Genomic DNA, 14,028 nt, shown 5'->3' with positions numbered 1-14,028 from the left:
CGCACGGACCGGGCGCGCCGGCCCTGTGCCCGGGCCCTGCGCAGCCTGTGTGCGATCTCCCGGAGACCCTAATTCACCGGAAACGCCGATGCGCGCGGGGATTTCGGACGTCGTGGATCAGTCCAGGTCGGGGACGTCCAGGTCGAACTCGGCGTCGCCGTCGTCGACGCGGCGCAGTTTGATGTCCTCCGCCCAGGCGTACGCGAAGCGGCGTACGGCGGCGACGCCCTCCTCGTCCAGGCCGCCGAACGCCTCTTCGGCCAGCAGGTCGACGGTCTCCAGCCGTTCGACCAGGTCCTCCACCCGCCACTCGTCGTCGTAGCGCGCGCCGAGTTGTTCGAGCAGGCGGAAGGAGTAGAGGCCGGACACCGAGGCCACGTCGGCGAAGTCGCGTGGCAGGCCGCGGTCCTGCAGCGCGCGCACCTTGAGCCCCACGGCGTCGTCCAGGCCGAGCACCCGGCAGGGGCCGATGTCGGCGGGCCGGTCGCGCAGCGGCTCGCGGAGCAGGGTGACCTCGCACGACTGGCCGGTGATCTCGTCGGTGACGACGACGCGGCCGATGCGGGCGCCGGCCTCGCGCACCTCGGCCGACAGGCCGGTGCTGCCGAACGCCTCGGCCAGCGCCCGGCCGGCCTCCTCCAGCGGGGCCTCGCCGCCGGTGGCGAAGGTGAGGTCGTCCACCGGCCTCGACGTGCATCCGTGCGCCAGCAGCGCGTAACCGCCGGCGAGCAGCAGGCCGTAGCGGTCGAGGACCGGCCGCGCGTCCTCGATGAGGCGCAGGTGGAACGGGGGCGCCGGGAAGGTGGAAGACGCGGTCACCACGTCAGTATCGCCCGCGCACCCACCGTGATGATCCCTCATCCCGGCACTCCGTAGGTCAGGCGGATCATCCGGGTGGTGTCCATGATCGCGTACCAGGTGAGGCACAGGTCGGCCTCGGCCTCCTCCGCGCGTGCCTCGGCAGCCATGAGCCGGTCCCCCGTCAGGAGCGCCGCCTCCCCTTTGAGCTGTGCCGCCATCCGCTGGAACATGAACCGCTCGCGAGACTCCATGACCACCCCTCCCACCCCCACCGCTCTTACTTGGGGTGAAATACCCACAGAACCGGCCGAAATGCTCTTTGAGCGATCGGCACACGTCCCGGCAGGGCGTTCCCGGAGCCGGATCCTCGGCGCGTACGCGGATCTCGATCACATCGCGGCGGGCATCGTCACCATCGGTACCAGGAGAAAACGAAGCTGACGCCGAAGACCAGCATGGCGAGCAGGATGGCGATCAGCACGAAATGTCCGGCCAGCCCGCCGAGGCCGGTGTCCTCCTCGCTCCTGACGACGTTCACGTTCTCGGGGTCGTAGACGATGCGGACCTTCTCCCCTGTCGCGTACCGGCCGGAGATCTCCTCGACGTGCCGTTGTGCGCCCACCGTGAAACCGACCTTCGTGTAGTCAACGGTAATGGGGTGGCCGTCGGTGTCGTTCCACGTCTCCGACCGGGTGGCGAGGGCCACGCCGGTGGTGCGGACACCGTGCCGCCCGAGGTCCAGGGCCGAGACGAGGTTGGAAACCTGGGCGACGAGCGCCACGATCAGGATGCCGAACCAGGCCACGAAGAACGCGACCGACCCGGCACCCGATAAAAACCGCCGGAATGACCATCGAGCCATCAGTCACAGCCTCCTTGGCGAAGGCGAATCGGAAAGGCGCGGCTGCCGCCCTGTCTCCTACGACTCCTCCCCGGCCCCGGAGGTTCGGTGACCGCTCACGGTCGTCGGCCCGGCGTCACGGATCATCCCTCTTTCGGGACGGCGGCGTGGTCTCAGTGGGCGCGGGGCCGGCCCGACCGCCAGGGACGCCCGGGATGGTCCGCCCCCTGACGGGGACGGGGGGACACGACCCGCCGCCGGAGGCGCCGGTCGGGCAGCGCGGGCGCGGGCAGGTCGTGGCGGCCGGAGACGAACTCCTGCACCGCGATCTTCACCCGGATGACCGGGCGGCGCCAGCGCTCCTCCCGGTGGATCGCCTTGGCCATCAGGCGCGGCCGGGGCCGCCGCGCCCGCTCCGAGTAGCACCAGCGGGCCCAGGGCGAGCCGGGACGGGCCACCCGCACCGCCCCCACGTACAGCAGCGGCGGCACGAACAGGCCCAGCAGGCCGCTCCAGATCTTCCCCTTGAGCAGGGTGATCACGGCGAAGATTAGGTTGACGAAGAGGAACGCGAGAGCCGTCCAGTGGCCGCCGTCCGCCGCGCCGTTCCAGGTGAGCGGGCGCAGCCCGAGCAGCAGCAGGCCGGTGGCGGCGATCGCCACGAAGACCGCGTCCACGGAGGTGCGGCCCTCCTCCTGCCAGTAGACGTCGCGCAGGTGCAGGATCAGCGCGAACTCGTCGAGCACGAGGGCGGCGCCCACGCCGAACACGGCCGCGGAGAACGAGTACCACCCCGTGGACACGTCCGACAGGACCAGCCCGGCCACCCCGCCGAGCAGCGTGAGCACCACGCCGAACACCACGTGGTGGATGTGCATCTCGCCCACGCTGACGTTGCCGAGCCACCGCACCCGCGCCCTGATCAGCCGTACGTTCACCCGCGTGAAGACGAATGCCGTGATCAGCGCGGCGAAGAAGCAGAACAGCGGCAGACGGTGCGCCTCGATGATGCGTTCGTGAAACCAGCCGGCCATCAAGCGATCCCCCGGCCTCCGATGCTACGACGCGGGGGAAGTGGTCACGCGAGAAAGCCGCGCAGCAGGGCCGCCGTGCCCTCCAGGTGCTCGGCCACCGCCCGTTCGGCCGCCTCCGGGTCGCCGTCCAGGATCGCGGCGGCGATGGCGGCGTGCTGCACCGCGGCGTGCTCGATGTTGGGCCCCAGCACGGGGATCGCGTTGAGCAGGTCGGTGACCCGCAGCCGGGCGTCGGCGCACGCGGCGGCCAGCAGCGGCGACCCGCTCAGCTCCGCGATCGCCAGGTGGAACGCGATGTCCATCCTGCGATAGTCGGCCGGCGCCGCGTCGTTCACCCCGGCCAGCCGGGCGGCGAGCGTCTCCCGCTGTCCCGGGGTCAGCTCGGTGGTCGCGAGCACCCGGGCCGCCCCGCACTCGACGGCCATCCGGAACGTCAGCGCGTCTTCGAGGTCGTCTTCTCCCATCCGGGTGACGGCCCTGCGCAGGTCGCCCTTGCGCGGGCTCGGCGGCTGGTAGACGACGAAGGCCCCGCCGTACCGGCCGCGCCGTACGTCGAGGTAACCGGCCTCCTGCAGCGCGCGGATCGCCTCGCGCAGCGTGACCCTGCTGATGCCGAGCCGGGCGGCCAGTTCGCGCTCCGGCGGCAGCTTCTCGCCGTGCGGGACGACGCCGAGCTTGATGGCCTGGAGCAGGCGCTCGACGGTCTCCTCGAACGCGTTGCCCGCCCGCACCGGCCGCAGCAGCGACACCGCGCCGGTGATCCCCACCGCCGCGTCCCGAGAGGCGGGCTCGGCCGGGGTCCGGGAACGGGAGACGGACGTCTCCGCCGGGGTGATCTCCATGCGCATCGTCCCTCCACCCGTCACAGCGGGTCCCCCGTCCCTGTGATCGAGGTTAAACCCCTCGGACATTGTTGACGACGAGGGGAACATGGTGCTTGCATGCCCTCAATGGTCTGATTCCAGACTTTTGGACGGGAGGCACCGTGCTCAGCGTGGATCGACTCCGCGATGACGTCGAAGCGGGCCGCGTGGACACGGTCCTGCTCGCGGTCACCGACATGCAGGGGCGGCTGCAGGGCAAGCGGCTTTCTGCGCGGTACTTCCTGGAGGAGGTGCTGAGCCACGCAGCGGAGGGCTGCAACTACCTGCTCGCGGTGGACGTCGACATGAACACCGTGGACGGCTACGCCATGTCGTCCTGGGAGCGCGGCTACGGCGACTTCGTCATGCGGCCCGACCTGTCGACGCTGCGCCGCGTGCCCTGGCACGAGGGCACCGTGCTGCTGCTCGCCGACCTGGTGTGGGAGGACGGCGCCGACGTCGTGGCCTCCCCCAGGCAGATCCTGCGCCGCCAGCTCGCCCGGCTCGCCGAACGCGGCTGGACCGCCTACGTCGGCACCGAGCTGGAGTTCGTCGTCTACGACGACAGCTACGAGCAGGCCTGGCAGCGGGGCTACCGCGACCTGACCCCGGCCAACCTCTACAACGTCGACTACTCGCTGCTCGGCACCTCCCGCATCGAGCCGCTGCTGCGCAGGATCAGGCTCGGCATGGAGGGCGCGGGGCTGTACGTCGAGTCGGCCAAGGGCGAGTGCAACCTCGGCCAGCACGAGATCGCCTTCCGGTTCGCCGACGCGCTGACCACGTGCGACAACCACGTGTTCTACAAGAACGGCGCCAAGGAGATCGCCGCCCAGGACGGCAGGTCGATCACCTTCATGGCCAAGCCGAACCAGCGCGAGGGCAACTCCTGCCACATCCACATCTCGCTGCGCGAGGCCGACGGCACCCCCGTGATGGCGGGCGGCGAGCCGTACGGGCTGTCGGAGACCGGGCGGCGGTTCATCGCCGGTCAGCTCGCGGCGATGCGGGAGCTGACCCTGCTCTACGCGCCCAACATCAACTCCTACAAGCGGTTCGTGCCCGGCAGCTTCGCCCCCACCGCCGTCAAGTGGGGCGTGGACAACCGCACCTGCTCGCTGCGGCTGGTCGGCCACGGCCCCTCGCTGCGGATCGAGAACCGGGTGCCCGGCGGCGACGTCAACCCGTACCTCGCGGTCGCCGCCATGATCGCGGCGGGGCTGCGCGGCATCGACGACGGGCTGGAGCTGGAGGAGCCGTTCACCGGCAACGCGTACGACTCCGGGGCCGAGCGGGTGCCCTCCACGCTCCGCGACGCCCTGGCGCTGTGGGAGGAGTCGCCGATCGCCGAGGAGGCCTTCGGCAAGGACGTGGTCGAGCACTACGCCAACAACGCGCGGGTCGAGCTGGCCGCCTTCGACGCGGCGGTCACCGACTGGGAGCTCTATCGGGGGTTCGAACGGCTGTGAAGATAGTCAATCCGGCGACCGAAGACGTGGTCGCCGAGGTCGAGATGGCGGACGCCGCCGAGGTGGACCGGGTGGTCGAGCGGGCCGCCCGGGCCTTCCCCGCGTGGCGGGCGGTCGCCCCGGGCGAGCGGGCCCGGCTGCTGCGCCGCTTCGCGCAGGTGGTCGAGGACCACGCGGAGGAGCTGGCGCGGCTGGAGATCGCCAACGCCGGGCACACGATCGGCAACGCCCGCTGGGAGGCGGGCAACGTCCGCGACGTGCTGAACTTCTACGCGGGCGCGCCGGAGCGCGACCACGGCAAGCAGATCCCGGTGCCGGGCGGGGTGGACGTCACGTTCGCAGAGCCGCTGGGCGTGGTCGGGATCATCGTGCCGTGGAACTTCCCGATGGTCATCATGACCTGGGGAGTCGCCCCGGCCCTGGCCGCCGGCAACACGGTGATCGTCAAGCCCGCCGAGTGGACGCCGCTGACCGCGCTGCGGCTGGCCGAGCTCGCCCTGGAGGCCGGGCTGCCCGAGGGCGTGCTCCAGGTCGTGCCCGGCGAGGGTGAGGTCGCCGGCGCCCGGCTCGTCGAGCATCCCGACGTACGGAAGATCGTGTTCACCGGCTCGACGGAGGTCGGGAAGCTCATCGGCGCCAAGGCGGCCGAGCAGGTCAAGCGGGTGACGCTGGAGCTGGGCGGCAAGAGCGCCAACATCGTCTTCGCCGACGCCGACCTCGCCCGGGCGGCCGAGTCCGCCCCGATGGCGGTCTTCGACAACTCCGGCCAGGACTGCTGCGCCCGCTCGCGCATCCTGGTGGAGCGTTCCGTCTATGACGACTTCCTCGCGCGGCTCGCCGAGGCGGTGCGCGCGGTGCGGGTGGGCGACCCGAACGACCCGGCGACCCAGATGGGCCCGCTGATCAGCGCCGAGCACCGGGAGCGCGTCGCGTCGTTCGTCACCGAGGCCGACGTGTACGCCGCCGGGTCGTGCCCGAGCGGCCCCGGCTTCTGGTTCCCGCCGACCGTGCTGGCCGGATCGTCCTCGGAGTCCTTCCGCAGGGCGTTCACCGAGGAGATCTTCGGGCCCGTGGTGTCGGTCGTGCCGTTCGAGGACGAGGCCGACGCGGTGCGGATCGCCAACGACACGGCGTACGGCCTGTCGGGGTCGATCTGGACCCGCGACGTGGGCCGGGCGCTGCGCGTGGCGCGGGCCGTCGAGGCGGGCAACCTGTCGGTGAACTCGCACTCCAGCGTCCGCTACTGGACCCCGTTCGGCGGCTTCAAGCAGTCGGGCCTCGGCCGGGAGCTCGGCCCGGACGCCCTGTCGGCCTTCACCGAGACCAAGAACGTCTTCATCTCCACGGAGTAGATCAATGCAGCGTTTGCAGGACCGTGTCGCCGTCATCACCGGCGCGGGCAGCGGCATCGGCCTGGCCACGGCCCGCCGGTTCGCCCAGGAGGGCGCCAAGGTCGTGGTGGCCGACCTCGACGAGGAGGCCGGCGCGAAGGCCGCCGCCGAGGTCGGCGGCCTGTTCGTCAAGGCCGACGTGGCGAACGAGGACGACGTGACCCGGATGTACCGGACCGCGTTCGAGGAGTTCGGCAGCGTCGACATCGCGTTCAACAACGCGGGCATCTCGCCGCCGGACGACGACTCCATCCTGGAGACCGGCCTCGACGCCTGGCGCCGGGTGCAGGAGGTCAACCTCACCAGCGTCTACCTGTGCTGCAAGCACGTCATCCCGTACATGCAGCGGCAGGGCAAGGGCTCGATCATCAACACCGCGTCGTTCGTCGCGGTCATGGGCTCGGCCACCTCGCAGATCTCCTACACCGCCTCCAAGGGCGGCGTGCTCGCGATGAGCCGCGAGCTGGGCGTCCAGTTCGCCCGCGAGGGCATCCGGGTCAACGCGCTGTGCCCCGGGCCGGTGGACACCCCGCTGCTGCGGGAGCTGTTCGCCAAGGACCCCGAGCGCGCCCAGCGCCGTCTCGTCCACGTGCCGATCGGCCGTTTCGCCCGGGCCGAGGAGATCGCCGCGGCGGTCGCGTTCCTCGCCTCCGACGACGCGTCGTTCATCACCGCCTCGGAGTTCCTGGTCGACGGCGGCATCTCCGGCGCGTACGTCACTCCGCTGTAAAGGGGTATGCCATGGCCCGTCCCGTCATCGGCGTGACCTGCTACGTCGAGCCGGCGAGGTTCACCGTCTGGGACATGCCGACGGCGCTGCTGCCGTACATGTACGTCGACCACATCGCGCGGGCAGGCGGCCAGCCGGTCATCCTGCCGCCGGCCGGGGAGCCCGCCGCGCTGGTGGAACGGCTGGACGGGCTGATCATCGCGGGCGGGGGCGACATCGACCCCGCCCGCTACGGCGCGCCGCCCGCGGAACAGACCGGATATGTCAGGGAGTTCCGCGACGAGGCGGAGTTCGGACTGTTGGAGGCCGCCCTGCGCACCGGCCTGCCGTTCCTCGGCATCTGCCGGGGCCTGCAGGTGCTCAACGTGGCGCTGGGCGGCACCCTCCAGCAGCACCTGCCCGACGTGGTCGGCCACACCGCCCACTCCCCCGCGCCCGGGACGTTCGGCCGCCTTCCCGTACGGCTCTCGCCGGGGTTGGCCAAGATCTACGACGGCGAGGACCTCACGCCCGCCCACTACCATCACCAGGCGATCGACCGCCTGGCGGACGGGCTGGAGGTCACCGCCCGCTCGGACGACGGCACGATCGAGGCCGTCGAGGTCACGGGCGCGGCGTTCGCCCTGGCCGTCCAGTGGCATCCGGAGGCCGACGAGGACGGGCCGCTGTTCCACGCCCTGGTCACCGCCGCCCGCCACTGAGCCGCCGCTTTTCGCCACCGCTTTTCGGGGCCGCGGGATTGAAGCCGGTCACAAGCGATGGACAAGCCTCCCGGCCGACACTCCGTGGACCATGAGGCTCAATCGCGGCACAGCTTCCAGCAGGGTTCCTGTCGTCCACCAGCGCACCCCCACCGAGTGCGGCCCCGCCTGCCTCGCCATGGTCCTCGGCGCGTACGGGCACCACGTGGAGGTGCGCGAGCTCGGCGAGGAGCTGGGCGCCGGCCGTGACGGCACCTCCGCGCTCACCCTGGTCAGGGCGGCGAGGCGGCGCGGGCTGGAGGCACGGGCCTTCTCCCTGCCTCCCGAGGGGCTGGCGCACGCGCCGCTCCCGGCGATCGCGCACTGGAAGGGCGACCACTACGTGGTCGTCGAGCGTCACGGGCGCGGCGGGGTCACGATCGTCGATCCCGAGACGGGCCGCCGTCGCGTCACCACCGCCGAGCTCGCCCTGGACTACAGCGGCGTGCTGCTCGTCTTCACCCCCGGCCCCGGATTCCGGCGGACCGCGCGCCCCCGGCGGGGCCGCTGGTGGCGGTGGCCCGCCTCTGTCGCCTTCGCGGGCCATCGCCGGCTGCTCGCGCTGCTGGTGGCGCTCAGCGTCGTCATGCAGGCGTTCGGCTTCGCCCTCCCGGCGCTGACCGAGCTGGTCGTCGACCGGGTGCTGCCGGCCGGCGACCACGACCTGCTTACCATCGCGGGCTTCGGAGTGCTCGGCCTGGTCGCCGCGTACGGGCTGGTCCGGGTGCTGCGCGGATACGCGATGGTCTCGCTCAGGGCGAGCGCGGACGGCGAGCTGGTGCGCGTAACGGGCGAACGGCTCCTCGCGGCGCCCTACCGGTTCTTCGCCCTGCGCGGCTCCGCCGACCTGGTCAACCGCGTGCTGGCGACCTCGCTGATCCGGGAGGTCCTCACCAACCAGGTGACGCTCGCCTTCCTGGAGGCCCCGCTGGCCCTGGGATACGTGATCGCGATCGGCGTGCGCAGCCCTCTGGTCGGCGGCTGCCTGGTCGCGTTCGCCCTCGCCCAGGCGGGCCTGCTCCTCCTCACCCGCCGCCGCGTCGGCGACCTGACCCACCGCGAGACCGAAGCCCGCAACGACCTGCAGAGCAGGCTGATCGAGGGCCTGCGCGGCATCGAGACCGTCAAGGCCTCCGGCGCGGAGCCGCGGATCGCGGACCGATGGGCGACGGCCGTCGCCACCGTCGCCGAGCGTTCCGGGCGAAGCGGCCGGGCGCAGGCCATGCAGGAGGCCCTGCTCGGGGCCCTGCAGTTCGCCGCCCCGCTCACCCTCGTCTGGACGGGCGCCCGCCAGGTGGCGGACGGCACGCTGACGCTCGGCGGGATGCTCGCCCTGCAAGCCCTGGCCGGCGCCGCGCTCGCCCCGCTGAGCTCGCTGATCGCCGGCCTGCAGGCCGTACAAGGGGTCAGGCCGCACGTGGAGCGGCTGGCCGACGTCTGGCACGCCGAGCCCGAGCCCGTTCCCGCCGCCCCGGTCACCCGTACGCTCACCGGGCGGATCGAGCTGGACGGCGTCGGCTTCCGCTATGGCCCCGACAGCCCGTGGATCCTGCGGGACGTCACGGTCACCGTGCGCCCCGGGCAGAAGGTCGCGCTGGTCGGTGCCTCGGGCTCCGGCAAGACCACCCTGGCCCGGCTGATCCTGGGGCTGCTCACGCCCGGCGAGGGCGAGATCCGCTACGACGGCGTGCCCGCCGCCGCCTTCGATCCCCGCGCCCTGCGCCGCCAGTTCGGCGTGGTGCCGCAGGAGCCCGTCCTCTTCCACGGCACGATCTTCGACAACATCGCGCTCAACGTCCCCTCCGCCACCCCGGAGCAGGTGGAACGGGCGGCCCGGGCGGCCCGCCTGCACGAGGAGATCAGGGCCATGCCGATGGGCTACCGCACGCTGCTCACCGACGGCGGCGGGCTGTCGGGCGGGCAGCGCCAGCGGCTCGCGCTCGCCCGCGCCCTGCTGTCGGAGCCGAGGATGCTGCTGCTCGACGAGGCCACGAGCCACCTCGACACCGTGGCCGAGGCCGCGATCGAGGAGAGCCTGCGCGGCTTCGCGGGCACCCGCGTCGTCATCGCCCACCGACTGAGCACCGTGCGGGACGCCGACTGCGGCGGCCGTGGCCGCACTAGCTCCTGCGGCCCTGGGCGACGGCGGTAGCTCCGGTGATGCGACACCGGTGACCTCGGCAGCCAGGCAGCTCCGGTGGTGCGGCACCGGGGCTCAGGTCGCTCACGTGGCCACCGATGGCAGCCAGCGGTCTCCGCCCGCGCCCGGTGGCTCTCGGTGGCGTCCCTACCCGCCTGGCCCGTAGATCCACGGCCCCGCACTGCGCCTCGTGGGTCCACGGCCCGCTCGATCCCGTACCTGCCGATGCACGGCTCGCTCGATCAAGGCCCTGGCCGTTCACACCCGGTCCATTCAGGCCGCGTCCATTCAGGCCCGGTCGATTCGGGTTCTGTCCGGTTTCGGGCCACTTCCGGAAGGCGCCGCCCCGGCGTCCCGTCCGCGCTCAGGTCTGTTGAGGCACGTCGAAAGGCCCTCCGTTGCGCTCTTCTCACGTTCTCGTGCTCACCAGCGAGGACGACCCGCACGCCGAGCGGGTCGGCGGTCTACTCGCCCGGCGCGGCGCGCGCGTCAGCGTCTTCGACCCCGGCGACTTCCCCGTCTCCGCGAAGCTGGACCTCGGCTACGGCACCGACCTCGGCACCCGCCGCATCCTGCGCCGCGACAAGGAGACGATCGACCTCGACACGGTGTCCGCCGTGTGGTGGCGCCGGCCGACTCCCCCGCGGGCGCACCCCGAGATCGCCGATCCTGCGGTCGCCGCCCACACCGTGCAGGAGTGCAAGAGCCTGCTCGGCGACCTGTGGGAGCAGTTGCCGTGCCGTCAGGTGCCCGCCCGCGAGTCGGTCTTCCGCCGGTCCGGCCAGAAGTCCTCCCAGCTCGCGCTCGCCGCGGAGCTCGGGTTCGCGATCCCGGAGACACTGATCACCACGGACGCCGAGTCGTTCCTCGACTTCCACGACCGGCACGACGGCCGGATCATCACGAAGGCCTTCCACGTCCCGCTCGTGGAGGGCGTCGCGGGCGGCCTCACCGCGACGCGCCTCACCGAGCCGGTGTCGCCCCGCGACCTCGCGTACGCCGACGGCCTGCGGTTCTGCCCCGTGATCGTGCAGGAGATGGTGCCGAAGCGCGTCGAGCTGCGCGTCACCATCGTCGGGCGACGGATCTTCGCCGCCGAGATCCACTCGCAGGCGTCCAACCGGTCGAGCCTCGACTGGCGCTACTACGACACCAGGACCACGCCGCATCGGCCGCACCGGTTGCAGGAGGAGATCGCCGACCGGTGCCTCGCGCTTATGGACCGCCTCGGCCTGCTGTACGGCGCCGTCGACCTGATCGTCACACCGGACGACCGTCACGTCTTCCTTGAGGTCAACCCCAACGCCCAGTGGCTGTGGGTCGAGAACATGACCGGCCTGCCGATCAGCGAGGCCCTCTGCGACCTCCTGCTCGAACCGGCCTGACATCCCCGCCGCCGACCAGCCCGACAGATCCCGCTCGGAGGGAGCGGGATCGACCGCGCCCCGAGGAGCCCGACATGCCGCACAGTGCCGACCACAACACCGACCACAACACCGACCACAGCACCGACCGCAGTGCCGACCGCAGCACCGCCGATCGCGCCGCCCCGAGTGCCGCCGTCGGTGCCCCGCTTGGTGCCGCCGTTGATGCCACCGAATCTCCGGCCGGCAGTGCCGCCCACCGCGCCACCCAGAGTGCCGCCGTCGTTGCCGCCGTTGGTGCCACCGAGACTCCTGTCGGCAGTGCCGCCCACCGCGCCGCCCAGAGTGGTGTCCACCGTGGTGTTGTTCCTTCTGCCCGTCTGCTGACCGATGTCCTGGCGTACCTGCGCCGGATCTGTGATCGGGAACCCGCCGAGGCCAGGCTCCTGCTGGGCGGCCTGCGGGCGGAGCACGAAGGCGTGCCGATGCGCCTGGTGTGGCAGCGCGACCACCCCGGCGGCAGATGTCACTACGACATGCTGCTCCCGGTGGGCGACGGCACGGTCTCGATCGCCTTCGCTCCCGACCTCGCGCTGCCCTGGCCGCTGCGGGGCAGCCGCAACTCCGGCGAGCAGGTCGTCGTGCGGGTCAACGGCATGGAGGTCGCCATGGAGCAGGCCATGGCGGTGCTGGACGAGCTGTGGAGCGACGCCTCACTCGCCAGCAGACTGGTCGACGCCGCCCTGGTCGCGCAGGAGCTGGCCGGCGACCCGGCAGACCTGTCCGCCGCCGAGTTGCAGGACGCTCTCGACGCCTTCCGGCGGGCCCGGGGGCTGCTCACGGTCGAGGCCACCCAGGAGTGGATGGCCGAACGCGGCCTCGACCACGCCGGCCTGGAGGACGTCGTGGCCCAGGAGGCGGGGATCGCCCGGCTTCGTCGCCGGGTCGCCGGTGACCGCGCCGAAAGTCTTTTCGCCGCCGCCCCTCGCTCCTACGACCGGTTGTGCGCGGTGTTCCTGCGGTATCCCCGGGTGGAGGCCGCCCGGGCCGCCGCCGACCGGCTGCGGGACGGCGGACCAGGCTCCCTCGCCTCCGCCGCCGAGACGCTCGACCACGGCGCGGACGCCCGGCTGCGCCGCCTGTTCCGCGCCGAGCTCGGCCCGGAGGCGGCGGACGCCGCACCGGGCGACGTCCTCGGCCCGTACGGACCCGACCCCGTGGTCGTCCAGGTCGTGGAGGTCAGACCCGCTACCTTCGACGACGCCACCCGGCAAGGGATCGAGCAGCGGCTCTTCGACGACTGGCTGGCCGGGCGGCGGCGCGAGGCCCGCGTGGAGTGGGTGTGGGGCGACGCCCGGCGCACCGAGGCCGTCAACCAGGCCCTGCGGGCCCCCGCGGCGGAAGACGGCCTCACGGCGGCCCGCTGAGCGCGATATTCGCGCCTCCCCGGGCCCGATTCCCCCTCCCCGGGCCCGATTCCCCCTCCCCGGGCTCGATTCACGCCAGCCCGGGCGCGGCACCGTACGCGCGCCGATCATCCGGCTAATCGACGCCACTCACGCACACCGCCTCCGGGGACGGCCGGCGAGAGCAGCATCTGCAACCGCTTTCATTTGGGTTATCGGCGTATCGGAGCATGCGGAGCCGGCATTGGCCCGGGCGGAGCGGTGTTTATGGGCCCCCGGGCAGCCGACATAGAAACGGCATATATTTTGACGCACGCCGCCGGAGAGGGATATGGTCAAATAGCGATCACAGCCGCGTCGTCGGCGCGTTCACGCTGCTTTCGTGCGAGGGGAACCGTGTTATACGCCGTGCTCGGAACGTTCCTGGCCATGAAGCCCTCAGGGGATGTCATCGCCGGACTCGCCCCGAGGCACCGGCAGCTGCTCGCGTTGTTCCTGCTCAATCCGAATATCGCGGTCCACCGGGACCGGCTCATCGATCTGTTGTGGAATGGCCGTCCCACTAAATCGGCGGCGCGGAATCTTACCACCTACATCGCGCAGATGCGGCAACGTCTGTCGCCCCGCGACCCCCACCTTTCTCCACTGCACACCGTGGAGGGCGGCTACCTTCTTTCCGTGCCACCGGCATCCGTGGATGCTGAAGTATTCAACCAATTTGCGGCACAGGGCAGAATCGCTCGTGAGAATTGCGATTACCACAATGCGGCGCGGATGTTCGAGAACGCGCTGAGCCTGTGGCGCGGCGACGCCCTGCTCGCCATGAGGCATGTGGACGCGCTCTCCGCGTGGGCCGACCGGCTCGACGAGGAGCGGCGCGCGGTGACCGAGGACCTCTTCGACGTCAGGCTGGCGCTCGGGCACCATCACGAGATCGTCGGCGGCCTGGCCCAATGGGCGAGACGCCACCCGCTGCGCGAACGGCCGCACCGGCAGCTCATGCTGGCGCTGCACCGGTCGGGCCGCACCCACGACGCCTCGGCGTCCTACCAGCGGCTGCGCCGCACCCTGGTCGACCGCCTCGGCACCGAGCCGTCCCCCGACACCCAGGCCCTCCACCAGCGGATCCTCACCGGCGACGACCTCCCGTCCACCCATGTGCGGCTCCGCGCGGCGCATCGGCCGCCGTGCGACTCCAGCCACTGACCCGTACGGGATGGCACGGCCGGGAAGTGACAGGGGAAATCAG

The 14,028-nt window shown here is 71.9% G+C and carries 13 protein-coding genes; 8 read left to right on the top strand and 5 right to left on the bottom strand.

The window, feature by feature from the left end; translation table 11 throughout:
- Positions 1 to 117 precede the first annotated feature (117 nt).
- The 5 genes from OHB01_RS20325 to OHB01_RS20305 form a co-directional block, all read right to left on the bottom strand.
- Complete coding sequence (locus OHB01_RS20325; protein ID WP_260617197.1) at positions 118 to 819, bottom strand: hypothetical protein; 702 nt, start codon at positions 817 to 819, stop codon at positions 118 to 120.
- Between the two features lie 38 nt (positions 820 to 857).
- Positions 858 to 1,052 (bottom strand): hypothetical protein, encoded by a 195-nt coding sequence (locus OHB01_RS20320; protein ID WP_142647077.1) that lies wholly within the window; start codon positions 1,050 to 1,052, stop codon positions 858 to 860.
- A gap of 158 nt (positions 1,053 to 1,210) precedes the next feature.
- The gene (locus OHB01_RS20315; protein ID WP_142647078.1) at positions 1,211 to 1,663 is read right to left on the bottom strand and encodes a DUF3592 domain-containing protein; all 453 of its coding nucleotides are present in this window, start codon (positions 1,661 to 1,663) and stop codon (positions 1,211 to 1,213) included.
- A gap of 152 nt (positions 1,664 to 1,815) precedes the next feature.
- Entirely contained in the window at positions 1,816 to 2,676 is an 861-nt protein-coding gene (locus tag OHB01_RS20310; protein WP_240971307.1) for a hypothetical protein, read from the bottom strand.
- Between the two features lie 44 nt (positions 2,677 to 2,720).
- Positions 2,721 to 3,524, bottom strand: coding sequence for a FadR/GntR family transcriptional regulator (locus tag OHB01_RS20305; RefSeq protein WP_240971308.1), 804 nt, complete (start codon positions 3,522 to 3,524; stop codon positions 2,721 to 2,723).
- Between the two features lie 146 nt (positions 3,525 to 3,670).
- Here OHB01_RS20305 and OHB01_RS20300 point away from each other — a divergent pair, with 146 nt between their 5' ends.
- The 8 genes from OHB01_RS20300 to OHB01_RS20265 all read left to right on the top strand — a co-directional run bounded on the left by OHB01_RS20300 (position 3,671) and on the right by OHB01_RS20265 (position 13,985).
- Complete coding sequence (locus tag OHB01_RS20300) at positions 3,671 to 5,008, top strand: glutamine synthetase family protein (protein WP_312845729.1); 1,338 nt, start codon at positions 3,671 to 3,673, stop codon at positions 5,006 to 5,008.
- A 44-nt stretch (positions 5,009 to 5,052) separates the two neighbouring features.
- The gene (locus tag OHB01_RS20295) at positions 5,053 to 6,360 is read left to right on the top strand and encodes an aldehyde dehydrogenase family protein (RefSeq protein WP_240971317.1); all 1,308 of its coding nucleotides are present in this window, start codon (positions 5,053 to 5,055) and stop codon (positions 6,358 to 6,360) included.
- 4 nt (positions 6,361 to 6,364) lie between these two features.
- Positions 6,365 to 7,129, top strand: a complete 765-nt coding sequence (locus OHB01_RS20290) for a 3-oxoacyl-ACP reductase (RefSeq protein ID WP_142647080.1) — start codon at positions 6,365 to 6,367, stop codon at positions 7,127 to 7,129.
- An 11-nt stretch (positions 7,130 to 7,140) separates the two neighbouring features.
- On the top strand, positions 7,141 to 7,830 hold the full coding sequence (locus OHB01_RS20285; RefSeq protein WP_142647081.1) for a gamma-glutamyl-gamma-aminobutyrate hydrolase family protein: 690 nt from the start codon (positions 7,141 to 7,143) through the stop codon (positions 7,828 to 7,830).
- Positions 7,831 to 7,921: 91 nt separating this feature from the next.
- Entirely contained in the window at positions 7,922 to 10,021 is a 2,100-nt protein-coding gene (locus OHB01_RS20280) for a peptidase domain-containing ABC transporter (protein ID WP_328855812.1), read from the top strand.
- A 407-nt stretch (positions 10,022 to 10,428) separates the two neighbouring features.
- Complete coding sequence (locus OHB01_RS20275) at positions 10,429 to 11,394, top strand: MvdC/MvdD family ATP grasp protein (RefSeq protein WP_260617198.1); 966 nt, start codon at positions 10,429 to 10,431, stop codon at positions 11,392 to 11,394.
- 74 nt (positions 11,395 to 11,468) lie between these two features.
- Positions 11,469 to 12,800, top strand: a complete 1,332-nt coding sequence (locus tag OHB01_RS20270) for a TIGR04500 family putative peptide maturation system protein (protein ID WP_328855811.1) — start codon at positions 11,469 to 11,471, stop codon at positions 12,798 to 12,800.
- A gap of 246 nt (positions 12,801 to 13,046) precedes the next feature.
- A complete protein-coding gene (locus OHB01_RS20265) occupies positions 13,047 to 13,985 on the top strand; it encodes an AfsR/SARP family transcriptional regulator (RefSeq protein ID WP_142647085.1) in 939 nt (312 codons plus the stop codon).
- Positions 13,986 to 14,028 lie beyond the last annotated feature (43 nt).

The organism is Microbispora hainanensis (assembly GCF_036186745.1).
Classification (GTDB): Bacteria; Actinomycetota; Actinomycetes; order Streptosporangiales; family Streptosporangiaceae; genus Microbispora.
This window is presented reverse-complemented; position numbering and strand designations above follow the sequence as displayed.